The organism is Acidovorax sp. SUPP3434, assembly GCF_030159015.1.
GTDB lineage: Bacteria > Pseudomonadota > Gammaproteobacteria > Burkholderiales > Burkholderiaceae_C > Paracidovorax.
Window position 1 is genome coordinate 566744 of sequence record NZ_BQXL01000002.1, and the last position, 24358, is coordinate 591101.

The 24358-nt window shown below is 68.0% G+C and carries 23 protein-coding genes; 12 read left to right on the forward strand and 11 right to left on the reverse strand.

Going from position 1 to position 24358, the window contains the following annotated elements:
• The first annotated feature begins 61 nt into the window (after positions 1–61).
• Positions 62–2230, forward strand: a complete 2169-nt coding sequence (locus AVKW3434_RS06305; RefSeq protein ID WP_284405164.1) for a hypothetical protein — start codon at positions 62–64, stop codon at positions 2228–2230.
• Between the two features lie 62 nt (positions 2231–2292).
• Here AVKW3434_RS06305 and AVKW3434_RS06310 read toward each other — a convergent pair whose 3' ends face one another.
• Both AVKW3434_RS06310 and AVKW3434_RS06315 read right to left on the reverse strand, forming a co-directional pair.
• Complete coding sequence (locus AVKW3434_RS06310) at positions 2293–2691, reverse strand: hypothetical protein (protein WP_284405165.1); 399 nt, start codon at positions 2689–2691, stop codon at positions 2293–2295.
• Between the two features lie 5 nt (positions 2692–2696).
• Positions 2697–3590: a DUF6402 family protein gene (locus tag AVKW3434_RS06315; protein ID WP_284405166.1), complete on the reverse strand. Its 894-nt coding sequence runs from the start codon at positions 3588–3590 to the stop codon at positions 2697–2699.
• Between the two features lie 441 nt (positions 3591–4031).
• On the opposite strand from AVKW3434_RS06315, the gene AVKW3434_RS06320 reads away from it, so the two are divergent.
• Together AVKW3434_RS06320 and AVKW3434_RS06325 are read left to right on the forward strand one after the other, a co-directional pair.
• Positions 4032–4907 carry a DMT family transporter gene (locus AVKW3434_RS06320; protein ID WP_272569612.1) on the forward strand — a complete coding sequence of 292 codons (876 nt, stop codon included), beginning with the start codon at positions 4032–4034 and terminating at the stop codon, positions 4905–4907.
• 167 nt (positions 4908–5074) lie between these two features.
• On the forward strand, positions 5075–5905 hold the full coding sequence (locus AVKW3434_RS06325; RefSeq protein WP_284405167.1) for an SDR family oxidoreductase: 831 nt from the start codon (positions 5075–5077) through the stop codon (positions 5903–5905).
• Positions 5906–5939: 34 nt separating this feature from the next.
• On the opposite strand, the gene AVKW3434_RS06330 is transcribed toward AVKW3434_RS06325, so the two are convergent.
• From AVKW3434_RS06330 to AVKW3434_RS06350, 5 genes are all read right to left on the reverse strand, one after another.
• Positions 5940–6329, reverse strand: coding sequence for a hypothetical protein (locus AVKW3434_RS06330; protein WP_284405168.1), 390 nt, complete (start codon positions 6327–6329; stop codon positions 5940–5942).
• Complete coding sequence (locus AVKW3434_RS06335; protein ID WP_284396849.1) at positions 6326–6829, reverse strand: tlde1 domain-containing protein; 504 nt, start codon at positions 6827–6829, stop codon at positions 6326–6328. Before AVKW3434_RS06335 ends, AVKW3434_RS06330 begins: the two co-directional genes overlap by 4 nt.
• 178 nt (positions 6830–7007) lie before the next feature.
• Positions 7008–7838: an urease accessory protein UreD gene (locus AVKW3434_RS06340; protein ID WP_284405169.1), complete on the reverse strand. Its 831-nt coding sequence runs from the start codon at positions 7836–7838 to the stop codon at positions 7008–7010.
• Positions 7839–7926: 88 nt separating this feature from the next.
• Positions 7927–8445: a nucleoside deaminase gene (locus AVKW3434_RS06345; RefSeq protein WP_502869036.1), complete on the reverse strand. Its 519-nt coding sequence runs from the start codon at positions 8443–8445 to the stop codon at positions 7927–7929.
• Positions 8446–8467: 22 nt separating this feature from the next.
• On the reverse strand, positions 8468–9496 hold the full coding sequence (locus tag AVKW3434_RS06350) for an ABC transporter substrate-binding protein (protein WP_284405171.1): 1029 nt from the start codon (positions 9494–9496) through the stop codon (positions 8468–8470).
• 586 nt (positions 9497–10082) lie between these two features.
• Between AVKW3434_RS06350 and AVKW3434_RS06355 the strand changes: the two genes are divergently transcribed.
• Positions 10083–11117, forward strand: a complete 1035-nt coding sequence (locus AVKW3434_RS06355; protein ID WP_502869034.1) for an isopenicillin N synthase family dioxygenase — start codon at positions 10083–10085, stop codon at positions 11115–11117.
• Between the two features lie 64 nt (positions 11118–11181).
• Here the strand turns inward: AVKW3434_RS06355 and AVKW3434_RS06360 are convergent, their stop codons facing one another.
• Both AVKW3434_RS06360 and AVKW3434_RS06365 read right to left on the reverse strand, forming a co-directional pair.
• Positions 11182–13740 (reverse strand): sensor histidine kinase, encoded by a 2559-nt coding sequence (locus AVKW3434_RS06360; protein ID WP_284405172.1) that lies wholly within the window; start codon positions 13738–13740, stop codon positions 11182–11184.
• 1 nt (position 13741) lies between these two features.
• Positions 13742–14536, reverse strand: a complete 795-nt coding sequence (locus AVKW3434_RS06365; RefSeq protein WP_349816827.1) for an ABC transporter substrate-binding protein — start codon at positions 14534–14536, stop codon at positions 13742–13744.
• A gap of 384 nt (positions 14537–14920) precedes the next feature.
• On the opposite strand from AVKW3434_RS06365, the gene AVKW3434_RS06370 reads away from it, so the two are divergent.
• Both AVKW3434_RS06370 and AVKW3434_RS06375 read left to right on the forward strand, forming a co-directional pair.
• A complete protein-coding gene (locus tag AVKW3434_RS06370; protein ID WP_284405174.1) occupies positions 14921–15571 on the forward strand; it encodes a response regulator in 651 nt (216 codons plus the stop codon).
• Complete coding sequence (locus tag AVKW3434_RS06375) at positions 15564–16298, forward strand: response regulator (protein WP_284405175.1); 735 nt, start codon at positions 15564–15566, stop codon at positions 16296–16298. Before AVKW3434_RS06370 ends, AVKW3434_RS06375 begins: the two co-directional genes overlap by 8 nt.
• A gap of 23 nt (positions 16299–16321) precedes the next feature.
• Here AVKW3434_RS06375 and AVKW3434_RS06380 read toward each other — a convergent pair whose 3' ends face one another.
• Positions 16322–18007 carry a methyl-accepting chemotaxis protein gene (locus AVKW3434_RS06380; protein ID WP_284405176.1) on the reverse strand — a complete coding sequence of 562 codons (1686 nt, stop codon included), beginning with the start codon at positions 18005–18007 and terminating at the stop codon, positions 16322–16324.
• A gap of 269 nt (positions 18008–18276) precedes the next feature.
• Complete coding sequence (locus tag AVKW3434_RS06385; RefSeq protein ID WP_284405177.1) at positions 18277–18969, reverse strand: FadR/GntR family transcriptional regulator; 693 nt, start codon at positions 18967–18969, stop codon at positions 18277–18279.
• A 217-nt stretch (positions 18970–19186) separates the two neighbouring features.
• Here AVKW3434_RS06385 and AVKW3434_RS06390 point away from each other — a divergent pair, with 217 nt between their 5' ends.
• From AVKW3434_RS06390 to AVKW3434_RS06415, 6 genes are all read left to right on the forward strand, one after another.
• Positions 19187–19870 carry an amino acid ABC transporter permease gene (locus AVKW3434_RS06390; protein WP_272551408.1) on the forward strand — a complete coding sequence of 228 codons (684 nt, stop codon included), beginning with the start codon at positions 19187–19189 and terminating at the stop codon, positions 19868–19870.
• 18 nt (positions 19871–19888) lie between these two features.
• On the forward strand, positions 19889–20539 hold the full coding sequence (locus AVKW3434_RS06395) for an amino acid ABC transporter permease (protein ID WP_284405178.1): 651 nt from the start codon (positions 19889–19891) through the stop codon (positions 20537–20539).
• Positions 20523–21251, forward strand: a complete 729-nt coding sequence (locus AVKW3434_RS06400) for an amino acid ABC transporter ATP-binding protein (RefSeq protein ID WP_284405179.1) — start codon at positions 20523–20525, stop codon at positions 21249–21251. The genes AVKW3434_RS06395 and AVKW3434_RS06400 overlap by 17 nt, the downstream gene beginning before the upstream one ends.
• An 80-nt stretch (positions 21252–21331) precedes the next feature.
• Positions 21332–22108: a transporter substrate-binding domain-containing protein gene (locus AVKW3434_RS06405; RefSeq protein WP_272567691.1), complete on the forward strand. Its 777-nt coding sequence runs from the start codon at positions 21332–21334 to the stop codon at positions 22106–22108.
• Between the two features lie 59 nt (positions 22109–22167).
• Entirely contained in the window at positions 22168–23178 is a 1011-nt protein-coding gene (locus AVKW3434_RS06410; RefSeq protein ID WP_284396881.1) for a zinc-binding alcohol dehydrogenase family protein, read from the forward strand.
• A 13-nt stretch (positions 23179–23191) separates the two neighbouring features.
• A complete protein-coding gene (locus tag AVKW3434_RS06415) occupies positions 23192–24328 on the forward strand; it encodes a mannitol dehydrogenase family protein (protein WP_284405180.1) in 1137 nt (378 codons plus the stop codon).
• Positions 24329–24358: the final 30 nt, after the last annotated feature.

Consider the following 24358-nt stretch of genomic DNA (forward strand, 5'->3'; position numbering starts at 1 on the left):
AGCAAAGTTCATAACACGCTCTAGCGAAACTCGCCCCGTCGGCCTTTGGGCCTCGCAGCCGGTGGCCCCCGACGACACCGTGGTGGTGAGCGCCGCCAACGCCGCGCCGGACGCCACGGTCCAGGCCCGGCGCCTGGACGACCTGCCACTTGGCAATCCACTGGCCGGTGAACAGAGCAGCGGCGGTGCCTGGGTCGACATCGTGCCGCTGCAGGCCACGGCCCAATCGGTGAAGTTCGTGCCGCCAAACCAGGGCGCGGGGGTCTACGAATACCGCATCCTCGCCAATGGAACGACAGGCCCGATCGCTCAGGTGAATGCCCCCGATGTCTGGTTCGTGCAGGGGGACATGGGCGCGGCGGCGAGCCCCGGCGGCCGGCTGAACGTGTTCGGCACGGCGCTGGGAGGCCTGTCGTCCTCCGGCAATACGCCCGTCATTGCGCTGGTGAAGGACGATCGGTTGGTGACGACCTTGCAGGCCGAGCCTGTCGAGCCTGCGGAAGCCGCGTTCACCGCCAGCTTCAACGTGCCGGCCTGGGTCGAACCCGGCGCGTATCGGCTGTACTTCCACAACGGGTGGGGTGGCCCCGGTGCATGGAAGCGCTTTTCCGGCTTCGGTGCGGGCCCGGACCGTTCCCAGGGGCCTGCCGGGGTCGATGCCATCCAGATCGCCCGGCGCGTCGATTGGCCCCTGGCCGAATGCACCGTGCCCCCTCCCCGGGGAAACGGCCAGCCGGATGACAAAAGCTTCACCGACGCTTTCGCGTGTGCCGCCGCAGGCGGCACCATCGCGCTGCAGGCTGGCCGCTACACGCTGTCCAGCCTCTATGCGCAGGGGTTCGGATTGCGCATTCCGAACCATGTGCGCGTGAAAGGCCAGGGCATGGGTGTCACGGAACTGTATTTTCCCGCGGCCACGGACGGCCCCCTGCTGGCAGGAAAGGGCCTGGCACTGAGCCAGGGCGGCTTCAACTACGACTATGGCGAAGCCGTGTACGGCGTCGAGGGCCTGTCGATCATCGCTCCGCTGATGACCCAGGGCGATGCGATCCGGTTCAACCACATGGCGCTTGCCGACAGCGTCTCGACCCCCTACGTCGTCAACGTGAAGATCGACCTGGGCGATGGCAAGCCCAACGATGCCAACGGCATCTTCGCCGCCAAGATGTCCAATGTGCTGGTGCGTGGCAACGACATCCGTGCGGGCTACCCGGTGCAGTTCAACGGCAACGTGTTTGCCGTCACCGTGACGGACAACACGTTCACGTGGTACCACGAGGCGCTGCGCTTCAACCACTTCGCGCAGAACGCCGTCATCACGAACAACACCTTCCGGCAAATGGCGCTGGAGGCGCCGAGGGGCGCGGCAGAACGGTCTTTCGCAGCGCCGTCGTCCGATGTCTACTACGCCCGCAACCGGAGCGAAACGGACCGGCCCCCTTCGGACTCGGTCTGGGGGCTCACGCTCGATGAAGGCAACGGCATCTTCTTCGGCCATGCCGTTGCCGCGTCAGGCACGACGCTCACGCTGGACGGCGACCTGAGGGATCCGAGCTCGGCGCCCGGCTTTTCCGCGATGGTCCTGTCGGGGCAGGGCGCCGGGCAGATGCGGTATGTGCTCCGAGCACTCGACAACCGCACATTGGTGCTCGACAAACCCTGGACGGTGGATCCCGACGGCACCTCGGTCATCAGCGTGGTGAGCACGCTCGGCCGCATGCTGTTCGTCAACAACGACTATCACGTGAACGGAGGGCAGAACAGCTTCTATCCCTCGGCCGACGTGGTGCAGGCGAACAACCGCCTCGGCGTGGCCGGCGGGGCCGATAGTGCCCTGGTCCAGTCCACCGGCATCTACGAAATGGGCCGAGGGATGATTCCCGGCTGGCACCACCAGATCCTGGGTAACACCATCCGGTACGCAGGCGTTCTGGAAGTGCACGGCGGCAATCCGGCCGGCGTGGGCAACGACGTCTGGTACACGGACCGCATCACGCAGACCAACATCGTTCGCCGAAATACTTTAGTGGACCAGGCACAGGGCTCGATCGAGCTCTGGGATTCGATCGGCAATTCGCTGGTCGAGCACAATGTCGTCCCAGCGCTGCGTCTGCAGAACGCCAGCGCGATGCGCGATACGCTCTTGCGCGGCAATCGGAGCGGCACTGGCGAGCCGCCATCGCTCCAATGGAACCAATCGATTCCAGCCGACGTCAAGGTGGTGAACTGAGCAGAGTCGGAGAACGGTTGAGCGCAGGCCGTGTGGGATGAAGGCACCGGTGCTGCAATGCGTCAAGGCATGATTTCGGCATCGGTCAGCGGTGGACAGTCAGCGCACTCCGGCGGAATGTTCTCGAACACCACGTCGCGCCCTACACGCACCTTGTTCATGGGCGGGTTGAGGTACCAATACAACTGGCCGTTGATCCAGAGGTCCACGACATCGCTTTCGCCCAGCAAAGTCTCTGGATGGATTTTGTACAAGCGAACCAATGAAGGAATTTTCATTTGGTGGTAGCGCAGGCGCTGTACCAGCGAAGCGTCGTAATACTCCAGTCGATAGACCTTGCGAGGACTGATGGAGATGCCTTTCAATGTTGGAGTGCATGCATACCAAAGCGCTGCTGTCGCTGCGGCACAGAGCACGGCCCAGGATGCCCATCGAAGGTATTTGTTCGAAAAATTTTTCATGGATCTCACCAGGAGATTTTTTGTGGAAAAGGGAGCCGCACTCGACGCACATCCGATAGCACCATAAAGTCGCCTCCTCTTTGATTTTTCGTGCGCCAGTTGCGAAAGTCTTTGTTCTGGACGATGTACTTGCGGTTCTGCACGGCTGCAGGTGATTCGTCCACGACCACTTCCTGCAGAGGCACGCTCAGCTGTGTGCGAACTCCACATTCCACGCCACTGAAGCCCCAGCAGCCCAGCGGTTGAGAAATGAAAGATTTGCCGTCATTGAAATCGTAGGCATCGCGCAAATAGAAGCCCAGTTCATTGATGTCCACAGTCGCTTTACCTGGTCCCTGTGGGGTCACCAATCCAGAAACTGCCACGTTGACCTGCGTCTCGCCCATTGCGCCGTAGAAGTCGTCCATCGGATCGCTCCATTGGCCAAACGCGAGGTAATTCACCTGGCAGGTGTCTTCAAGTATTTTGGCGGGTTGATTCAAGTCGCCAAAGCGCCAGCACTGTTGATTGCGTCCCCTGCTTTGCTTTTCAACACGGTCTTTCAGCTGTGCAATTCCGGCTGGACTCGACCATTTGGCTTGCAGGCTGGCCATCGCATTCTGGACGCGTGCGAATCCCAGAGCCCACGCCATAGTGACGGTGGTCGCCTCCAATTGCGCCGGGCTCAATTGACTCAGCCGATAGGGCGCTCGGCTTTCTTTCATTTCCTGAGACATCGCGAAGGCCGCACTGCTGAACCACCGCTCCATCAACGCCGCCGCCACCGGCCACCCCAAGCGCGAGCGCATCACCGATGGAATGTCCCGCAACTGGAACAGGCGGGTGGCATATTGCGGCGCATTCTTGCGCCCGAGCACAGACCGCAGGGCTTCCTGCGGCGCCTTCAGAAGATCGACCATTGACCCTGACTCCCTTTGTTTTTCAGTCACGCGGAGGCTTGCGTGAACGGGGCGGATTATGGCGAAGAAATGGCTTGATTCCCCATGTGTTGCTGTATGGGTTGGTTGCAGTGCGTAACCGTTCAGCAAATGATCGAGGTGCTTCGCGGAGCCATCCCGCACCGCCCGCAATGCCGCCGCAAAGCACCGCGATTTCGCCGGTATCGCCGATCGCGGGGCGGGCCGCGCACAGGGCCGATGGCTGTGCGGCCACCTGCATGCGACACTGAATGAATGCGCACCCGGCCAACGCACCGGGCTGCCCAACCCGCCGAATCCATGCAGCAGTCCACACCCCCCGATACCGCGCGCTCCACGGCCCCTGCCGTCGAAGCGTCCGCTTCCGTTCCAGTGCAGCCCTCGGGGCCTTTGCCCGCGCCGAATGCCGGCGTGGCCGCCGGCATGGCGCTCGCCCTGGTCGGCGCCATCGCCTTCAGCGGCAAGGCCATCATCGTCAAGCTGGCCTATCGCCACGGCGTGGACGCGGTCACGCTCATCATGTACCGCATGCTGTTCGCGCTGCCGATCTTCGCGGCCATGGCGTGGTGGGCCAGCCGCGGTAAGGCGCCGCTCACGCGCCGCGACTGGGCGGGCGTGGCCTGGCTGGGGTTCACGGGCTACTACCTGGCGAGCTTTCTCGACTTCGCCGGGCTGGCGTACATCAGCGCCAGCCTGGAGCGGCTGATCCTGTACCTCAACCCGACCCTGGTGGTGGTGCTGGGCTGGGTGCTGTATCGCCGCAGCATCCGCTGGGGGCAGATGCTGGGCATGGCGATCAGTTACTGCGGCGTGGTGCTGGTGTTCGGGCACGAGGCGGGCCTGCAGGGTGCGTACGTGGCCTGGGGGGTGCTGCTGGTGTTCCTGTCGGCCGTGAGCTATGCGGTCTATCTGGTGTACAGCGGCGAGATGGTCAAGCGCATCGGCTCGCTGCGCCTGGTGGGCCTGGCGACCACGGTGGCGTGCGTGTGCTGCCTGCTGCAGTTCGCGGTGCTGCGGCCGCTGGGCGCGGCGGTGGTGGCGCCCGAGGTGCTGTGGCTGTCGTTGCTGAACGCCACGCTGTGCACGGCGGTGCCGGTGCTGCTGGTGATGATGGCCATCGAGCGCGTGGGCGCGGGACTGGCCGCGCAGGCCGGCATGGTGGGGCCCCTGTCCACGATCCTGATGGGGGTGTGGCTGCTGGACGAGCCGTTCACGCTGTGGGTGGCGTCGGGCACGGCGCTGGTGCTCACGGGCATCTTCGTCTTCACCCGCATGGCGGCGCGCAAGCCCGCGGGCTGACGTCCTGCGGAGCCGGTGCCTGGCGCCGCGCATTCCCCTTGCCCGGCGCTGGCGCGTCGCGCTTCGTATCATGGTCCTTCGATCGCTGGCGCACCGGAAGCAGGGCGCCTTCGGTGCCTCTTGGTGTGATTCGCAACGGGCCGGACGACCGGCCGTGAAAGGAGACTATGGACCTGGGTATTGCCGGTAAATGGGCGTTGGTGTGCGGCGCCAGCAAGGGATTGGGGTATGGCTGCGCCGAGGCGCTGGTGCGCGAGGGCGTGAACGTGGTGATCAACGCCCGCAACGCCGAGGCGCTGGACCAGGCCGCGGCGCAGCTGCTGGCCGCGGCGGCCAACGAGTCGGCCACGCTGGCGCACAAGCACCCGCAGCCGGTCGTGCTGGCCGTGGCGGCGGACATCACCACGCCCGAGGGCCGCGCCGCCGCGCTGTCCGTGGCGGGCGGGCCCGGGGCGGCGTTCGACATCGTGGTCACCAACGCGGGCGGCCCGCCGCCGGGCGATTTCCGCGACTGGGACCGCGATGCCTGGATCAAGGCGGTGGATGCCAACATGCTCACGCCGATCGAGCTGATCAAGGCCACGGTGGACGGCATGGCGGCGCGTGGCTTCGGGCGCATCGTCAACATCACGTCGAGCGCGGTGAAGGCGCCCATCGACATCCTGGGCCTGTCCAACGGCGCGCGCAGCGGCCTCACGGGCTTCGTGGCGGGCGCCTCGCGCAGCTCCATTGCGGCGAAGGGCGTGACGATCAACAACCTGCTGCCGGGCAAGTTCGACACCGATCGCCTGTCGGCCAATATCCAGGCGACCGTCCAGAAGACCGGCAAGAGCGAAGACGATGTGCGCCGCGCGCACCAGGCGGCCATTCCGGCCGGCCGCTACGGCACGCCGCAGGAGTTCGGGGCGATCTGCGCGTTCCTGTGCAGCGTGCAGGCGGGCTACCTGACGGGGCAGAACGTGCTGGCCGACGGCGGGGCGTTTCCGGGCACGTTCTGACGCGAAGAGGGCCGCCTTGGGGGCGGCGGCCTCTTCAAGGCCGCGACTGGGCCCCGGCCGCCGCGCCGGATGCCCTTCGCCGCCGCTCGCCCAGGCGCAGGCCGAGCACCAGGGTGGCGAGGAACAGTGCGAGCGCCAGGTACGCCTGCAGGTAGTAGCTCCAGCCCTGTTCGGCATACAGGTAGGGCCCGACGTCGGTGGAATGGATCTCCAGCAGCAGCCCGGCGAACCACAGCGCGGGCACCACGGCCAGCGCCGCGCCCAGCCACCGGCGCCAGGCCATCCCCGCCATGCACACGGCCGAGGCACCCAGGGCCACGGCCCAGATGTGCCAGAGGGCCGGCGTCTTGTCGCTGACTTCCGCCAGGGCCAGCCCCGGTGCCAGAGCCAAGGCCAGGAGCGCGGTGGTGCTGCGGGCCTTCATTCGGCCGGGTAGCGGACGGTGAGCGGGATGTAGCATTCGTGCAGACCCCCCAGTTCGTTCTTGAGCTTCTCGACAAACTTGTCGATGTGCACGGTCAGGTCGATGCATCCGGCGCTGCCCGGTGTCGAGCCGCCGTGGATGAAGAAGCCGCCGCGCCCGTAGGTCTCGGTGTCGGGATAGGGGTGGATGGTCAGCCGGAAGTTGCCCCACGCCGCGCGCGGCGAGCGGTACAGGTTCTTGAGCCAGTTGTTGGCCCACATCTCGGACGGCTGGATCCAGTAGTCCCCTTCGGGGATGGGCCCGGCGTTGCGGGTCTTCTGCCATTCGGTGGAGTAGTCGAAGTGGCCGTTCTTGGGCTTGCCGGACACGGCGGGTAGCGCGAGGACGGATTGCGTGCCCGTGCCGCGCAGGACTTTTCCGTCGAATTGCAGTGCGATTTTCGATTGCAGGCATCCGGGGGCGTGGGGTCGGCTGCGCTCCAGGGCGTAGGGATCGGACATGGCGGGTTGAAAGGGTTGGCGCCGCGCAAAAGGAGCATGCGCAACGGGCAGGGCGCCCGGGCGGTTCAGCGCGGCCGGCCGATTCTAGGAGGGGGTTCTGCCGTGGCCCGTGCGTTTTTGTAATGCCGGGTGTCGGGACGTATCGCACGCCGTACGCCGAATGCGCGCCTCTGGCACGCTACACCGACCAGGTGCGCGGCCGCTGCGCCGCCATGCCCCAGCACTGAGCACGCCAGGCCGCCCAAACGGCCTGCAGCAGGCCCATGGCGGGCTCCACCACGGGCGCGAGCACCCGCACCACCACCACGTTCGGATGGGGGCTGGTGGCGCCGGCTGTGGTGGCCAGCGGGTGCGCGTCGATGGCGGCGCGGGCGGCGTCCAGCGCGCCTTCGCGCCGCTCCCGCGTCAGGGCCTCGCCGGCGATGAAGAAGACCGACGCCATGCAGCGGTGCCCCGCCAGGCCCAGCGGGCCGTCGAGCAGCAGCCGGTCCGCCGCGTCGATGCGGCCGCGCTCCAGCCACACGCCCGGCACCTCGATGTGCTGGGTGAAGCGGCCCGATTCGAACGGCTGGCCAGCGTGGGGCAGCCCGAGCGCGGTGACGTCCCAGCCCAGGCATTCGGCGCCCGGGGCCACCTCCAGCGTGAGCCGGTTTTCGGCCTGGCAGGCGTTGTAGCAAAGGGCTTCGAGCGGCAGCCATTCGAGCCGCGCGCCGGGCGCCAGCACGGCGTGCGCGCGCTGCAAGGCGGGGGCACCGGTGGATCGGTAAAAGCGCGTGGCGCCGGGGGTGGTGACCAGGCCGTGCGCGCCGGCCGCGACGGTGGTGCGGATGTCCAGCGTGTCGCCCCCCACCAAACCGCCGGGCGGATGCACCAGCACGTTGTGGCACACCGCATCGCCTTCCGGGTACAGGCTTTGCAGGATGCGCAGCGGGCCGCCGTGTTCGAAGCGCGCCACCGTGCGCTCGGCCTCGCGGCGGTAGTCCAGTTGCAGGTGGGCGTGCCAGGTCATGCGGTTGCTATCAAATCGTGAGCTAGACCGGCATGATATCCGCCGGCATCGGGCCGATTCGATGCCGACCGGGCGCAGGGGATGGGCTTCAGGCTTTCCATGCGCCCCGGTGCGAGGCCGAGGACTCCTCGATCAGCGCCGGGCCGATGCATTCGATGGCATGGGACGAGGCCGCGAACACGTCGCGGCACGACAGCTCGGCGTCGCGCTGGTCCAGCCGCTCGCCGCGAAAGGCGCGCAGCCGCACGGCATCGATGCCGTACACCACGCGACCGATGTTGGCCCAGAAGATCGCGCCGGCGCACATCACGCAGGGCTCGCCGGACGAATACAGCGTGGCCTGCGCGAAGGCCTCGCGCGGATGGTGCGGGCTGGCCAGCCGCACGGCCGAGGTCTCGGCATGCGCGGTGCAGTCGCCCGTTTCGCCGTTGGCGTTCCAGGCCTCGGCCAGGATGCGGTCGTCCGCACCCACGATGACGGCGCCGAACGGTCGGTTGCCGCGCTCGCGGGCCTGGTCGGCGAGGGCGATGGCGCGGCGCAGGTACAGGCCGTCGCGCGGGGCGAGGGGGACTTCCTCGGGCAGTTCGCAAGCGGGGGAAGCAGGCATGTTCATAGGGCGGTCTCCGCTTTCAGGCCGGCACCTTGCGGTCGGCCGCAGCGGGCAGGAACGCCGGGTTGAACACGCGCTCGGCCGCCGGCTTGCGGGCCAGGCCGAAGGTGGTGGCGATCTCGTCGATCTGCCGCGCGAGCACCTCGGGGTTCACGCTGCCCAGGCCGATGGCCTGCGTTTCTGCCGTGGCGAGGTATTGCCGCGTGATGGCCCAGCGGGCGCGTTCCATGTCCATGTTCAGGATGGGCTCGCGCGCCTTGATGGCGGCCATCGCCGCGTCGGGGTTGGAGAGCGTCTCGCGCAGCGCCCGGTTCGTGGCGCGCAGGAAGGCCCGCGCCACGTCGGGCCGCTCCTGTAGCAGCCGGCCGGCCAGGATGGCGTTGCCGTAGAGATTGAGCCCGGTCTTGCCGTACTCGAGCACGGCCAGGTCCTGTGGCGGCATGCGGGCGAACAGGGATACCGCCGAGTCGTGGAAGTAGGTGGCCGCGTCCACGTCGCCGCGCACCATCACGTTGTCGCGCGCGCTGAAGTCGGTGGTCACCCACTGGAACAGGTCGGGGCTGGTGTTGAGCTGGCGCGCCACCATGGGCCAGTTGCGGCGCGTGGATTCCACGGCGGCGGCGGCTACGCGCTTGCCCTTGAGCGACTGGAAGTCGGTGGTCACGCCGCGGTCCTTGCGGCCGATGATGACGAAGGGCGCGCGGTTGTAGTACTGGTAGATGGCCTGTACCGGCGCATCGGCGTTCTGCGCGTGGAACTCCGCCAGCGCGCTGATGTCGCCCAGCCCCAGGTCGTAGGCCCCGCTGGCCACGCGCGTGATCGAGGCCACGGAGCCCGAGCCCACGTCGATGGCCACGTCCAGCCCCTCGTCCTTGTAGTAGCCGTTGGCGGCGGCCAGGAAGAACGGCGCGGTCTGGCTGGTCACGCGGAAGTCGAGCGTGAACTTGAGCGGTGTGGTGGCCTTGCCCTGGGCGTGCACGGCGGGCGCGGCCAGGGTGGCGGACAGGAGGGTGGTGGCGGAGGTGGCGAGGAATCGGCGGCGTTGCATGGCGGTGGCTCCAGGTTCGGGGATGACAGCCGGCCACGGCGCATCTGCGCCGTGCATCGGTGCGAACTGAGCAATTTCCGGGCAACGGCGCCGTGGGGGAACGGGCCGGGCTGAACGCTTCTACTCGGAGGCGGCGTTGCATGAAGCGTGCCTGCACGACGCCGTTGGAGTCGGCTCAGGGTGTGGGCGCGTGTGGTGCGGCGGAGGCATATGTCGCCGCTGGTGCATTTCCGGCGGGGCAGGCACACGGGTGGTGCGTGGCGGTCCCCGTTGCGGTGAGACGCGGCGCGGCGGCCCGTGCTGCCGCGGCGCCGTAGCGCTGGTCCACCCGCTGCGCACGGATTGGCCTGCGATTTGCTTGCACGCCCCGCAAGAGTAGAAGCGTTCAGCCCGATGGCCTGCCCCGTGCGGGCCCCATCGGCGGGTCATTGCTCTTGAAGCCGGTGGTGGCCGCCGGCGCGCCGTTGCCGTCCTGGCGAATGCGTGCCGCCAGTCGCCGCCTTTGTCCCCTTCAAGAGCCCCGTGGCGCGTGCCTGCCTGGCCGTGTCCGCCATGGGCCTTGGTTCATCCGATGAGGAAACCCGCCATGCAGCAGAGCACCGCCAACCCCCCCGCCATCTCCCCTGCCGACCCCGCAGACGCCACCGCCGATGTGCGCGGCGAACTGGAAAAGGAAGCCCGCATGGGCGGCATGGGCGCGGAAACCAGCGCCCGCGAAATCCGGCGCATCGACCTGTCCGACTTCGAACACCGCAAGGCCGAGATCGCCGAGCAGTTGTGGAGCGCCTCGGTCGAGATCGGCTTCTTCCAGGTCACCGGCCACGGCATTCCGGTGCAGGACATCCGCAACGCGTTCGCGCGCGCCCAGGCGTTCTTCGACCTGCCGCGCGAGACCAAGGCGCAGTGGCCCCTGGCGCGCAATGCCGGCTGGGAGCACAAGGCGCAGGTGCGCCCGTCCACGCGCACGCCGGACCAGAAGGAGTCCTACCAGGTCACCCGGCCGCGCATGGCGGGCCTGTGGCCCAGCGAGGCCGAGCTGCCGGGGTTCCAGGAAGCCACCTTGCGCTTCGAGGCGCAGTGCTGGCACGTGGGCATGCAGCTGCTGTCGTGCTTCGCGGACCGGCTGGGTTTCGATCCGGACTTCTTCACCCGTGCGCACGACCCGTCGAGCGCGGCCTACCAGAGCACCCTGCGCATGCTCCACTACTTCGCCGTGGACCCGGCGCTCAAGGACGAACTGGGCCTGTGGCGCGCGGGCGCGCACACGGATTTCGACTGCCTCACGCTGCTGTTCCAGCGCCCGGGCCAGGGCGGGCTGCAGGTGCTGCCCGGCAAGGAGATGGAGAGCCGCCAGTGGACCAGCGTGGAGCCGGCCGAAGGCGTCATCACCTGCAACATCGGCGACATGCTGACGCGCTGGAGCGACGACCAGTTGCCCAGCAACTTCCACCGCGTGCGCGATCCGCTGCCGCACGAATACCAGGGTGCGCGCTACAGCCTGGCGTTCTTCTGCCAGGCGAACGAGGATGCCGTGGTGGAAGGCCCGGGCCGCAAGTACCCGCCGATCACCGCGGGCGACTACCTGCGCCAGCGCATCACGGCGAATTTCGCGAAGTACTGAGCGCGCCGGCGTGCGCTGAAGAACCTGGCCGCGTGCGCTGCCCGCACGCCGCAGTGCCCAGGCGCTACACCGTGGAGGTCAGCGGCGCCGGCGTGGTTTCGGACGCGCCGCGTGCCGGTAGGACGATGTGAAACACGCTGCCCTGGGCCGTGTTGCTCGCATGGATGCGCCCGCCGAAGGCCTCGACGATCTTGCGGCAGATGGCCAGGCCCAGGCCGGTGCCGCCCGAGCCGTCGCGCGTCTTGCTCGACTGCATGAAGGCCTCGAAGATGCGCTCGAGCTCTTCCTCGGGCACGCCCGGGCCGCTGTCTTCGATCTCGATGTGGATCTGCCCCAGGCCGTCCATGAAGCCGCGCAGCTCGATGGTCGAGCCCCCGGGCGAGAACTTGACCGCGTTCGCCAGCACGTTGCGCACGACCTGCTGGAACCGCAGCGGATCGGCCTTGGCGACCAGCGGCAGATCTGGCAGCTCCAAATGCAGGTACAGCCGGTGCCGGGCGAGCAGGGGGTCGAACTCCCGCGCGACCGAGCGGATGAGCCCGCGCAGGTCGGTGCGCTCCAGGTGGAAAGTACCCACCGTGCTTTCGATCTTGGCCACGTCCAGCAGGTCGTTGACCAGCGTGAGCATGCGCTGCCCTGAGGAGTGGATGTCGGTGAACATGCCGGCCAGCCGCGCATCGGCCGGGCTGCGCAGCGCGCCCAGCTCGGCGAACCCGATGATCGACTGCAGCGGCGTGCGCAGCTCGTGGCTCATGTTGGCCACGAACTCGGACTTGGTGCGCGAGGCCTCCTCGGCCGCGGTGCGCGCCTCCTGGATGGCGCGCTCGGCCATGCGGAAGTCGGTCACGTCCATGAGGATGCTCAGAACGCCGGTGGCATGGCCCATCTCGTCGGTCAGCGCTGCCTTGAAGACGCGGGCGTCGCGGTGGGTGCCGTCGCCGTGAAGCAGCCGGGTCTCCAGCGTCATCTTGCCGCCCTGCATCAGCAGGCGCTGGTTGGCCTCCACCACGACGTTGGCCTCGTCCGGCGGCAGGAAGGCATGCAGCCGCTCGCCGATCACCAGCGCGCGGCCCCGGCCCTTGTATTCCTCCCAGGCGCGGTTCACGAGCACCACGCAATGGTCCTTGTCGGTCAGGGACATGGGCAGGGGCGTGGTTTCGAGCAGCAGGTTCTGGAAGGCCAGCTGGGCCTGCAGCTTGAGCTGCGCCTCCCAGCGGCCGGTCACGTCCACCGCGCTGCCGGCGAAGCCGGCGATGCGCCCTTCGCTAATGAGCGGGACCACCGCCAGCTCGAACAGCAGGTGGCGGCCATCGGCGCTGCGGATCAGCGCCTGGCAGGTGCGCGCCTGCGCCGTGGATTCGGTGTCGAGCATGGCCACGACCTCGTTGCGGCTGACCGAGTCCACGATGTCCGGCAGTGTCTGCCCCACGGCATGCGAGGGGCTGCGTCCGCTGATCGTGTCCCACCGCGCGTTGGCATAGGTGATGACGCCGTGCGCATCAGTGCGGAAGATCAGCTCCTGCACGCTGCTGATGAGCACCGCCAGATCGTGTTGGCTCTGCGCGATCTTTCGCTGCGCGAGGTTCATCGAGCGCTGCGCGGCCTCGCGCGCGCGCAGGCCGCGCCAGGCGGTCGCGGTCAATCCGAGAGCGAGCAGCACGGCGGCCAGGCCGATGCCGAGCATGCTCTGGGCCTCCTGCAGCCACCGGTCCTGCGCCATCGCGTAGGGCTCCTCCACGATCGCCACCAGCGGCTTGTCGCGCGAGGCGCGAAAGGCCAGGATGCGGTCGCTGCCCAGCACGCCCTGGCCGATGTAGCTGGCGAAGTCGCGGTGGGGCAGGTAGCTGTGGAAGACGGGCAGGTTGTCGATCCGCCGGCCGACCAGGGCGGCGGCGGGCGCGGAGCTGGCCAGCACCTGACCGTCGTCGCTGGCGATCACCGCGTCGTAGCTCAGGGATTCCAGGGTGAGGTACTGGAAGTTCGACAGCGCACCGGGATTGACCAGCCCCACGAGCATCAGATCCCGGCCGCCGTTGGTGCGAAAACCGCGCAGCAGCGGAATGAACGACATGCCCGCCGGGGCCACGTCGGGGGGCGTGGTGCGGCGCAGGCTGCCCAGGCTGCGGCCCGGCACCAGCGGGCCGATGCGCTGGCGTTCTTCCTCCACCCAGGGCCCCAGGCCCGTGACGTCGATGAAGGTGCCGGCCTCGCCGGTGACGGTGCTGGCGACCACCAGGCCCTTGGTGTCCACCACCGCCACGCCGCGCATGAAGGGCAGCCCGGCCAGCACCTGCCGCATCGCGACCTCCATCGCCTGCGTGCTGGTGGGGGCATCGGTCAGTGCCTGCGAATGCGCGAGCACGCCCAGCGCCATGTCGCCGGCATCGAACGTGCGGGCGGCCTGGTCTTCGATGATGCGGGCCAGCAACTGGGCCTGCACCTGGCTGGCGGTCATCGTCGCACGCATGTCGTTCACGGCGAGCAGGGCCATCGCGGCCGCCGCCAGCAGCGCGGCCGCCACGCCGGCGGCCAGCACGAGGCCGCTGGCCGGCAGCCCGCGAAAGCGCAGCGCCGGTTCCGCCGCGAGGGAGGGAGGGGAGGGAGCGCGGCGTTTCATCGTCATGTCAGGGCTCGATCACCTGGCCGAGGCCGTTCTTTTCCGCGGCGGCCTTGAGCCGGCCGTCGCGCTTGATGCGGACCACGAAATCCTCCATCTGCCGCAGCCAGGCCCCATCGCCGGGCCGCACCGCGTAGGCGTAGGGCACGACCCGGATCGAATGCGCCGGCACGAGGAGCTTGGCCCAGTTGGCGTTGTCCAGCAACTGGCGGCTGTAGAAGTAGTTGGTCATGAACACATCCACGCGGCCGGAGATGAGCTCCTGCTCGCGCGTGGCGGGCGCATCGACCGGCACCACCCGCGCATGCTGCAACTGCGCCGCCATGATCGGCCCCGTCAGGGTGCCTTGCTGCACGCCGACCCGCACGCCGGGCTGGTCGATGTCGGACCATTGCGTGACCACGGCATTGTTCTTGGTGGTGATGGCGTACACGTCGCTGTGCAGGTAGGGCTGCGTGAAATCCAGCACCTGCTGGCGCTGCGGGGTCACGGCGATGGCGGACATGGCCACGTCGCACCGGCGGCTGGTGAGGTCGGCCACCAGGGATGGAAAGGACGAATCCACGTATTCCAGGCGCGCGCCCAGGTCTTTCGCGAGTTCGGCCGACAGGTCGATGTCGATGCCCTTCAACTCGCGCGTGCGGGGATGGCGGTAGGTCACGCCGTAGTAGTCGGGCCAGATGCAGACCCGCAAGACCCCGGTCGAGCGCACCCGATCGGACACCGGCCCGGCCTGCACCGCCGGCCATGCGGCCAGGCAGGCCCCGGAAAGCAGCGAGAGGGAAAGGACGATCCGCTTCATGCCATCCATTTCTTCAGGGCCGCGCCCTGCAGGAAAAGGGGCGCGCGATGTCCTCGGGATGCAGGCCCGCCGGGAAGGCGGCCTGGGGTGTCAGCGCATCATAGGGGCCGGTGCCCGTTTGCCCGTGTCGGCCTGTGCCTTTACCTTGACCGATCTCAGGGTTCCGGGCAGGGCGCGTCAGGCCAGGCTCGCCCCATGGAAGCGCGGCGCCGGCTTTTTGCCAGACGCTTGAGCAGGGACGACGAGCGGTGAGGGCCATGGGATCGGATGGTGAGAAAATGATAGAAATAAAAAACAGCGTCGTTGTCTGATTTTAATCAGAAAAATCATTTTTATCATCTTTAAATTTGTTTGTTTTGAACCCAACAGCGGCACAATTCACGCATGGCAACATCTGCTCCTGAGATCTCCGACGTGACCGATCACTGCACCACCCTGGAGGTGGCCAAGCTGCTCGGTATGGCCGTTCGATCCGTTCAACTCATGGTGGATCGCGGGGAGCTTCAAGCCTGGAAGACGCCCGGCGGGCACCGGCGCATTTCCCGCGCATCCGTGCAGCAATGGCTGCAGGGCAACAAGGCCGCCCCGGCGCAGCCGCACAACCGCCGGGCGGACGATGCCTGGGCCGGGACCGAAGCCGGCATGCCGAAAAAGCCCCTGCTGCTGCTCATCGAGGATTCGACGCACTTCCAGAACCTCATCCAGCTCATCGTGCAGCAGCAGTTTCCGGAACTGGGGCTGCAGGTGGCCGATGACGGCATCGCCGGGCTGGCCCTGTACGGGCAGCTGCAGCCGGACATCCTCATCGTGGACATCCTGCTGCCCGGCCTGGATGGCGCGACCCTGATCACCACGCTGCGGTCCCATCCCCAGTTCGCGCGCAGCGAGCTGATCGTGGTGACCTCGCTCGACGAATCGCAACGCGCGCCCTATGCCTTTGCCCTGCAGGGCGTGGCCGTCATCCACAAGCCCCGGCTGGTCGCCGAATTGCCCGGGGCGCTGCAGGCCTGCCTGGAAACGCTGCGCCATGGATGAACCCGTCGTCCTCCTGGTGGAAGACGATGCCCTGGTGTCCCGTTTCGTCGGCATGGTGCTCGACGACCTGCCGGTGCGGCTGCAGATCTGCAGCAGCGTGGAGCAGGCGCTGCAGTTCCTGGCGGAGCACCGTGTCCAGCTGGTGATCACCGATCTGATGATGCCCGGGGAATCCGGCATGGGGCTGATCCAGCGCATGGCCGCCGACCGCTCCCTCGCCGCGGACGCCAAGGTCGTGGTGTTCAGCGCGGGATTGAACACCAAGGTGCGCGAGCAACTGGCGTCGATGAACATCTGGCGTACGCTGGCCAAACCGGCTTCGGTGGGCGATCTGCAAGGCTGCGTGCGGGATGCCCTGCAACTGGCCGGCCAAAGTCCTCTCCCTGCGCCGCCCGCGCCTGCCGCCCTGGCGGTGGAGGGGCTGGCGGAGCACGAAACCCTCGCGGTGGCCACGCACTTCGCCAACAACCGCCGCCTGTTCGAGAGCTATCGCGAGCGCTGCTTTTTGCAATTCCCCAAGGATCGCGCTGAGGGGGACCGGGCCGCCGCCGTGGCCGACCTGGCCGCGCTGCGCCGGCTGGCGCACAACCTGCGCACCGTACTGCTCACGCTGGGCCGCAGCGAAGGCCACCAAGTGGCCAGCCGCCTCGAAGAGGCCGCCTGCGCCGAAGACGTGCCTGCCTCAGTGGCCGGCTGGAAAGCCCTGCGAGATCATCTGAGCGCTTGATCTGCAGCCGCAGGGCGCCTTGGTCAGCGGCCGGCCATGGCGCTGAGCCTGGGGATGGCACGGGTGTTCGCTACGGGCTGGGCATGCCTTTTTCCGACGCCCGCCTGCCCGCTGAACGATGGCCCTGCCTGGTGTGCCATGGCGTTGCTCGCCTCCGTTTGTGCGCCGAGCTTGAAAATGGCCACGGCCTGCAGGAGTTGCTGGGCTTGCGTGCTCAGGCTGCTGGCTGCCGCAGCGCTTTCCTCCACCAGGGCCGCGTTCTGCTGGGTGACCTGGTCCATCTGGACGATGGCCTCGCCCACCTGGGCTACGCCCTGGCTTTGCTCGGTGCTGGCGGCGCTCACCTCTCCGATGATGTCGGTGACGCGGCGGATGGCCGTGACCACCTCGGTCATGGTGCTGCCGGCCTTCGCCACCAGCGCCGTGCCCTCGCCCACCTGGGCGACACTGCTGTCGATCAGTGACTTGATCTCTTTCGCGGCCTCTGCGCTGCGCTGCGCCAGGTTGCGCACTTCGCTGGCCACCACCGCGAAACCACGGCCTTGCTCGCCGGCCCGGGCGGCCTCCACGGCGGCGTTGAGCGCCAGGATGTTGGTCTGGAAGGCGATGCCGTCGATCACGCCGATGATGTCGGCGATGCGTTTGGAGCTATCGTCGATGATCTTCATCGTGCTCACGACGTCGTTCACCACCTGACCGCCCTGAACGGCGACGGTCGATGCGCTCACGGCCAACTGGTTGGCCTGGCGGGCGTTGTCCGCGTTCTGTTTCACGGTGCTGGACAGCTCCTCCATCGAAGCCGCGGTTTCTTCCAGCGCGCTGGCTTGCTGTTCGGTGCGGGCGGACAGGTCGCTGTTGCCCTGGGCGATCTCGGCGCTGGCCGTGGCCACGCCGTCGGAGCCATGGCGCACGGTGGCCACCACCGAAGTCAGCGCCTCCTGCATGCGGGCCATGGCGGCCATCACGCTCACCGTGTCGCCGCTGCGCACCACCAGTGCCGCGCTCAGGTCGCCGGCCGCCACATTGTTGGCGGCTGCCGCCAACGCGGAAGGTTCCGCGCCCAGCGAACGGGAGAGATCACGAACGATGAGCCAGCCGACCAGCACGCTGACGACCAGCATCAGCGCTGCGGCCACCCCCAGCACCATGGCCATGTTGTTGGCATGGGCCAGGGCCTCTTTGGCGACTTGATTGGCCAGGCCACGCTGGATTTCGCGGGATGCGTCCACGGCGCCGAACAAGGCGTTTTGCAGGGTGCGCACTTCTTTGATCAGTAACGTTCCCGCCGCTGCGCTGTCACCGGCTTCCGCCAGAGCGATGGCCCGATCGATGGCCTGGTTGTAAGGCTCGCGGTTGGCGTTGATGATGCGCAGTTGCTCGCGGGTCACCGGCAGGGCCAGCGACGCATCCAGTTGCTGGAGCAGTGCGGCATTGGCCGCGCGAGCTTCGGCAACCTTCTTCTTCTCGCCCTGGCGCAGTGTCGGGTCGTTGGAGATGATGATGTTGCGCACCGCGCGCGCGCCGTTGTTCAGGTTGTCCTTGATGTCGGTGAACTGTGCCACCTTGACCATGCGGTTGGTCGACACTTCGGTCAGGTCCTTGGCCAGGCCCTGCATGCGGAGCGCGGCGAGCAGCGCAATGGCGACGCCGAGGGTGGCGAGCAGCCCGAATCCCATGATCAATCGGGTGGAGATCTTGAGGTGTTGCATGGTCAGTGTCTCTTCAGTACGGTAGTGAAAATATCATTTTTATTAATTATGCCATTTTCATTTCAAACGTGTGCAAACGTTTCCTGGGTGTGCGCTCGTTGGCAGCCAGTCGCGCAGGCCACGGCTCGGCCCCCAGAGCACGGTGGTCCAGGCAGCGGCAACAGGACGGAGTGGCGCATCCGGCGTGAGGCTCGGCGCGACGGTGAAGAAGCAGCGAAGGAAAAAAGAGCAGGGCGCCGCGCCCGACGCTCAGTGCTCGGTGCCGAAGCTCAGGGCATGACCCATCGGTCCGCCGCCGCGCGGATGTGCGATCGCATGGCCGACTCCGCCAGCAAGGGGTCGCGGGCCGCGAGGCAGCGGTAGATCTGCTCATGCTCGGCCAGGGCCGCGTGCCAGGTCGGCTGGCCTTCCAGCCGCTCGCGCATGTGGCTGGCCAGCGGCCCGCGGCGCTCGTCGAACAGGCTGCCCACCAGTCGCACCAGCACCGAGTTGCCGGTCATCTCCGCGATGCGCACGTGGAACTCGCGGTCGTGCTCCAGCACGTCGCGCCCGGCCGCGATGTCGGCGCGCATGGCGTCGATGCTCGCCTGCACGCGGGCCAGGCCGTCCGGCGTGGCATGCACGCACGCCAGCACGATGACCGCCCCCTCCACCGCGCCCCGCGCCTGCATCAGTTCGGCCGGGCTCTCGCCCATGGAAGGGGGCAGGGCGGAGCGCCGCAGCGCGCGGCTGCACACGTACACGCCCGAACCCATGCGGATCTCCACGCTGCCCTCGATCTCCAGCGCGATCAGCGCCTCGCGCAGCGAGGGGCGTGACACGCCCAGCTGCTGCGCCAGATCGCGCTCGGGCGGCAGGCGGCTGCCTTCCCGGTAATCGCCCTGCTGAATCAGCAGGCGCACCTTGTCCGCGATCTGCTGGTACAGGCGCCGGGATTCGAGGGCTTTGGTCGAGTCGTTCATCAAACGTGTGGATTGAATTGGCCAGACCCATATGGCCTGACCAAAAAAGGATTGCGCGCAGTGTAGGGGGTGAAATCACCAGATTCCAAGCATTGGATCGCTGAAAACCCTGCGGCTGGGGTTAACCCGGTAAGGCCAATTTGAATTTGGCGCTCAAATTGGCCTTACCAAAAACCCCTGCGATGGGCCGCCGAGCGGTCCGCACGCCGACACTGCCTTGAACTACGCTTTCGACTTCTCCGCGCCGCTGGCCTACTGGCCCGATCTCCTGGCAGGGGCGTGGACCACGCTGTCGCTGTCGCTGGCATCGACCTTCTTCGGCTTCCTGGTGGGCGTCTTCTGCGCCCTGGCCAATACCGGCCGCTCGCGCTGGCTGGCCCGGCTGGCGGGGGTATACATCGAGGTCATCCGCAACACGCCGCTGCTGGTGCAGGTGTTCATCGTGTACTTCGGGCTGGCCTCGCTGGGCTTGCAGGTAGGCGCGTTCACCGCGGCCATCGTGGCGCTGGTGGTGAACGTAGGGGCCTACACCAGCGAGATCGTGCGGGCCGGCATCGAGTCGATTCCCAAAAGCCAGCTGGAAGCGGCCGAGTGCATGGGCCTGTCGCGCTGGCAGACGCTGCGCCATGTGGTGCTGCCGCCGGCCATCGAGCGTGTGTACCCGGCGCTGTCCAGCCAGTACGTGCTGCTGATGCTGGCCTCGTCGATCTGCTCGCAGATCTCGGCGGAGGAGCTGACGGCGGTGGCCAACCGCATCCAGTCGGACACCTTCCGCTCGGTGGAGACCTATCTCATCGTGGCCGCGGCGTACCTGGCCATGTCGCTGGTGATGCGCGGCGCGCTGTGGCTGGTGGCCATGGTCGCCTTCCCGCGCCGCCGGCGCCTGGGTACCCCCCTTTAAAAGCCGCAGGCACGCACCATGGGCTTTCTCAACGCATCGCACCTTCAATTCCTGTTCGACGGCCTGCTGTGGACCGTGGGGCTTTCGCTGCTGGCGTTCGCTGGCGGCGGGCTGCTCGGCTTTGCCGTGGCGCTCGGCAGCTCGTACGGGCCGCGCTGGTCGCGCGTGGCCGTGTCCCTCTACATCAAGCTGATCCAGGGCACGCCGCTGTTGGTGCTGCTGCCGCTGGCGTATTTCGGCCTGCCCTCGCTCGGGTTCAACGTGGCGCCGCTCACGGCAGCGGCGCTGGCGCTGTCGATCTACGTGTCGGCCTACCTGGGCGAGATCTGGCGTGGCTGCATCGAGTCGGTGCCGCGCACGCAGGCCGAGGCCGCGGAATGCCTGGCCCTGCGCTGGCACCAGCGCGTGTGGCACGTGATCCTGCCGCAGGCCGTGAAGATCGCCACGCCGCCCACCGTGGGCTTCATGGTGCAGATCGTCAAGAACACCTCGCTGGCCTCGGCCATCGGCTTCGTTGAGCTGGCGCGGGCGGGCCAGATCATCAACAACTCCACCTTCGAGCCGTTCGTGATCTTCGTGATCGTGGCGGCCCTGTATTTCGCCCTGTGTTATCCGCTGTCGGTGCTGAGCCGGCGCCTGGAGAGGAGCTTTCATGTCGCCCATCGTTGAGATCGAGAACATCTCCAAGTGCTTCGGCTCCACCCGCGTGCTGGAAGGCGTGTCGTTCACGGTGAACAAGGGCTCGGTGGTCGCCATCATCGGCCAGAGCGGATCGGGCAAGAGCACGGCGCTGCGCTGCATCGACCGGCTGGAGACGGTGGATGCCGGCCGCATCCGCGTGTGCGGCCACGAGGTGACCGCGCCGGGGCTGAACCTGCACCAGTTGCGCCGCGACGTGGGCATCGTGTTCCAGAGCTACAACCTGTTCCCGCACCTCACCGTGCTGGAGAACATCATGCTGGCCCCGCGCCTGGTGCAAAAGGCCGCCAAGGCCGAGGTGCGCGAGCGCGCCCAGGCCGTGCTGGCGCAGGTGGGCCTGTCCGACAAGGCCGACTGCTACCCCTCGCAGCTGTCGGGCGGCCAGCAGCAGCGCGTGGCCATCGCCCGCTCGCTGGCCATGCAGCCGCAGCTGATGCTGTTCGACGAGGTGACCTCGGCGCTGGACCCGCAACTGACCGGCGAGGTGCTGCGCGTGATGGAAAAGCTGGCCGAAGGCGGCATGACCATGATCCTCGTCACGCACGAGATGGGCTTTGCGCGCAAGGTGGCCGACGAGGTCATCTTCATGCACCGGGGCCGCGTGTGGGAGCACGGTCCGGCCTCGATCCTCGACGCGCCAGCCACCACCGAGCTGCGCGATTTCGTCGGCAACGGCCTGTAGCGCCGCCACGGTGATTCCCGAGCCCCGCGCCAGACGGGGCCGACCCCCAACCCTTCCTTTTCACACGGAGACAAAGCCCCATGACAACACCGCGTTCCTTCCTGCTGCGCACCCTGCTGGCCTCGGCCGCCCTGATGGCCTTCGGCGCCGGCAGCGCCCATGCCGATCTGCTCAAGGACATCCGCGAGGCCAAGAAGATCCGCATCGCTCTCGACACCGGATCGCCGCCCTACGGCTTCGTGGACGACGCGATGAAGCCCGTGGGCTCCGATGTGGAGACCGCGCAGCTGCTGGCGCAGGACCTGGGCGTGGCCCTGGAGATGGTGCAGACCACCAGCCCCAACCGCATCCCGTTCCTGCAGACGGGCAAGGCCGACATCGTGGTCGCCTCGCTGTCGGTCACACCCGAGCGCGAGAAGGTCATCGACTTTTCGGTGCCCTACGCGCAGATCCTCGCCGTGGTCGCCGCCCCAAAGGCCGCGGACATCAAGGGCTTCGAAGACCTGCAGGGCAAGCGCGTGGCCACCACGCGCGGCTCCAACAACGACAAGGTCGTCACGCAGGGCGCCAAGGGCGCGCAGATCGTGCGCTTCGACGACGACGCCACGCTGGTCACCGCCGCGGTGAGCGGGCAGGCGGACATCATCGCCACCTCGCCCGCCATCGTGAACACGGTCCTGGCGAAATCGCCGCAGAAGGACCTGGTGCAGAAGTTCGTCATGCAGAAGGTGCCGCTGGGCGTCGGCCTGCGCAAGAACGAGCCCGAGCTGAAGGCCTGGATCAACGACTGGATCACCAAGAACACCGAGAACGGCAAGCTCGTGGCGATCTACAAGAAGTACCACGGCGGCAACTGAGCCAGCAGCCCATTCCACCGACCCACCCACCCCTCTTTTTCCTGCATTGCGAGCCCCCCATGCTGACCGTCATCTGTGAAACCCCTGGCACCCTGCGCGCCGTGGAGCGCGAACGCCCCGTGCGCGGCGAAGGCGAAGTGCTGCTGCGCGTCAAGCGCGTGGGCGTGTGCGGCACCGACCTGCACATCTACACGGGCAATCAGCCGTTCCTGCAGTACCCGCGGGTGATGGGGCACGAACTGTCGGGCGTGGTGGAAGAGGCCGTGCCCGGCGGGCGCCTGGCGGTGGGCGACGTGGTCTATGTCATGCCCTACCTGTCGTGCGGCACCTGCGTGGCCTGCCGGCAGGGCAAGACCAATTGCTGCGTCAACATCCAGGTGCTGGGCGTGCACCGCGACGGCGCGTTCACCGAGGTGCTTTCGCTGCCCGAGGCCTTCGTGCACCGTGCCGAGGGCGCCACGCTGGACCAGGCCGCGATGATCGAGTTCCTCGCCATCGGCGCGCACGCCGTGCGCCGGGGCGACGTGCAGCCCGGCCAGCGCGTGCTGGTGGTGGGGGCCGGCCCGATCGGCATGGCCGCCATGATCTTCGCGAAGCTGCGCGGCGCCGAGGTGACGGCCATCGACGGACGCCAGGACCGCGTGGCCTTTTGCCAGCGCGAGCTGGGCGTGGCCCATGCCGTGGCGCTGGGCGAGGGCGACGAGGCCCAGCTGTCCGCTGCCACGGGCGGCGAGTTCTACGACCAGGTGTTCGATGCCACGGGCAATGCCAAGGCCATCGAGCGCGGCTTCGGCTTCGTGGCGCACGGCGGCAAGTACGTGCTGATCTCGGTGGTGCGCGACACCATCACCTTCTCCGACCCCGAATTCCACAAGCGCGAGACCACGCTGCTGGGCAGCCGCAACGCCACCACCGAAGACTTCGAGACCGTGCTGGCCGCCATGCGCGCGGGCCAGGTGCCCACGGCGGCGCTCAACACGCACCGCATGGCCCTGGCCGACGTGCCGGCCGATTTCGCGCGGCTGCTGGACCCCGCCCAGGGCGTGGTCAAGGCCCTGGTCGAAGTCTGAGGAACGCGCTGCCATGGTCCAACCCATCCTCCAGTTCGGCACCAGCCGGTTCCTGCAGGCGCACGTCGATCTGTTCGTGTCCGAGGCGCTGGCGGGCGCTCCCGGCGCGGGCGATGCGCTGGGCGGCATCACCGTGGTGCAGACCACCGACCGCCCCGACGGCGCGGCCCGCATCGCGGCGCTGGCGCGCGGCGAGGGCTACCCCGTGCGCATCCGGGGTCTCGCCGGCGGCGAGCGCGTGGACCGCACCGTGCAATGCACGGCGGTGCGCGAGGCCTGGCAGGCCGCCACGCACTGGCCCGAGCTGCGCGCTGCCGTGGCCGGACCGGTGCGCGTGATCGTCTCCAACACCGCAGACCGCGGCTACCTGCTCGACGACCGCGACGGCCCTGCCGCGCTGCGCCCGGGCAGCGCGCCGCCGCACAGCTTTCCCGCCAAGCTGCTGGTGCTGCTGCACGGCCGCTGGCAGGCCGCGCCGCAGGCGCCCATCACGCTGCTGCCGTGCGAACTGGTCGAGCGCAACGGCGACGTGCTGCGCGATGTGGTCGCGGGCCTGGCGCGCCAATGGGCGCTGCCGGCCGAATGCATCGACTGGCTCACGGCGCACTGCGTGTGGGCCAATTCGCTGGTGGACCGCATCGTGTCCGAGGCCATCGCGCCCGTGGGCGCGGTGGCCGAGCCCTATGCCGTCTGGGTGGTCGAGCGCCACCCGCGCCTCACGCTGCCGTGCACGCACCCGGCCATCGTGCTCACCGACGACTTGGCGTTCTACGAGCGGCTCAAGCTGCTGCTGCTCAACGCCGGCCACACCTACCTGGCCGAGCGCTGGCAGCAGGAAGGCCGCGCCGCCGGCGAGACCGTGCGCGATGCCATGGCCGATGCCGCGCTGCGTGCCGGGCTGGAGGCGCTGTGGGCCGAGGAGATCCTGCCCGTGTTCGGCGCCCTGGGCGCACGGGCGCAGGCCGAGGCCTACCTCGTCGATGTGCGCGAGCGCTTCGAAAACCCGTTCCTGGACCACCGCATCGCCGACATCGCGCAGAACCATGCGCAAAAGAAGCAGCGCCGCTTCGGCCCCCTCGTGGCCCTGGCGGCCGAGCACGCCCCGCACCTGGCCCAGCCGCGCCTGAAGGCGGCCCTCGCCGCCGCCTGACCCTTTCATTCCCTGTTTGCCACAGCCCTG

Excerpts from the sequence above, each read along its gene's own strand:
- AVKW3434_RS06310 (WP_284405165.1), bottom strand. The coding sequence starts at position 2,691 with ATGAAAAATTTTTCGAACAAATACCTTCGATGGGCATCCTGGGCCGTG.
- AVKW3434_RS06315 (WP_284405166.1), bottom strand. The coding sequence starts at position 3,590 with ATGGTCGATCTTCTGAAGGCGCCGCAGGAAGCCCTGCGGTCTGTGCTC.
- AVKW3434_RS06320 (WP_272569612.1), top strand. The coding sequence starts at position 4,032 with ATGGCGCTCGCCCTGGTCGGCGCCATCGCCTTCAGCGGCAAGGCCATC.
- AVKW3434_RS06325 (WP_284405167.1), top strand. The coding sequence starts at position 5,075 with ATGGACCTGGGTATTGCCGGTAAATGGGCGTTGGTGTGCGGCGCCAGC.
- AVKW3434_RS06330 (WP_284405168.1), bottom strand. The coding sequence starts at position 6,329 with ATGAAGGCCCGCAGCACCACCGCGCTCCTGGCCTTGGCTCTGGCACCG.
- AVKW3434_RS06335 (WP_284396849.1), bottom strand. The coding sequence starts at position 6,829 with ATGTCCGATCCCTACGCCCTGGAGCGCAGCCGACCCCACGCCCCCGGA.
- AVKW3434_RS06340 (WP_284405169.1), bottom strand. The coding sequence starts at position 7,838 with ATGACCTGGCACGCCCACCTGCAACTGGACTACCGCCGCGAGGCCGAG.
- AVKW3434_RS06345 (WP_502869036.1), bottom strand. The coding sequence starts at position 8,445 with ATGCCTGCTTCCCCCGCTTGCGAACTGCCCGAGGAAGTCCCCCTCGCC.
- AVKW3434_RS06350 (WP_284405171.1), bottom strand. The coding sequence starts at position 9,496 with ATGCAACGCCGCCGATTCCTCGCCACCTCCGCCACCACCCTCCTGTCC.
- AVKW3434_RS06355 (WP_502869034.1), top strand. The coding sequence starts at position 10,083 with ATGCAGCAGAGCACCGCCAACCCCCCCGCCATCTCCCCTGCCGACCCC.
- AVKW3434_RS06360 (WP_284405172.1), bottom strand. The coding sequence starts at position 13,740 with ATGACGATGAAACGCCGCGCTCCCTCCCCTCCCTCCCTCGCGGCGGAA.
- AVKW3434_RS06365 (WP_349816827.1), bottom strand. The coding sequence starts at position 14,536 with ATGAAGCGGATCGTCCTTTCCCTCTCGCTGCTTTCCGGGGCCTGCCTG.
- AVKW3434_RS06370 (WP_284405174.1), top strand. The coding sequence starts at position 14,921 with ATGGCAACATCTGCTCCTGAGATCTCCGACGTGACCGATCACTGCACC.
- AVKW3434_RS06375 (WP_284405175.1), top strand. The coding sequence starts at position 15,564 with ATGGATGAACCCGTCGTCCTCCTGGTGGAAGACGATGCCCTGGTGTCC.
- AVKW3434_RS06380 (WP_284405176.1), bottom strand. The coding sequence starts at position 18,007 with ATGCAACACCTCAAGATCTCCACCCGATTGATCATGGGATTCGGGCTG.
- AVKW3434_RS06385 (WP_284405177.1), bottom strand. The coding sequence starts at position 18,969 with ATGAACGACTCGACCAAAGCCCTCGAATCCCGGCGCCTGTACCAGCAG.
- AVKW3434_RS06395 (WP_284405178.1), top strand. The coding sequence starts at position 19,889 with ATGGGCTTTCTCAACGCATCGCACCTTCAATTCCTGTTCGACGGCCTG.
- AVKW3434_RS06400 (WP_284405179.1), top strand. The coding sequence starts at position 20,523 with ATGTCGCCCATCGTTGAGATCGAGAACATCTCCAAGTGCTTCGGCTCC.
- AVKW3434_RS06405 (WP_272567691.1), top strand. The coding sequence starts at position 21,332 with ATGACAACACCGCGTTCCTTCCTGCTGCGCACCCTGCTGGCCTCGGCC.
- AVKW3434_RS06410 (WP_284396881.1), top strand. The coding sequence starts at position 22,168 with ATGCTGACCGTCATCTGTGAAACCCCTGGCACCCTGCGCGCCGTGGAG.
- AVKW3434_RS06415 (WP_284405180.1), top strand. The coding sequence starts at position 23,192 with ATGGTCCAACCCATCCTCCAGTTCGGCACCAGCCGGTTCCTGCAGGCG.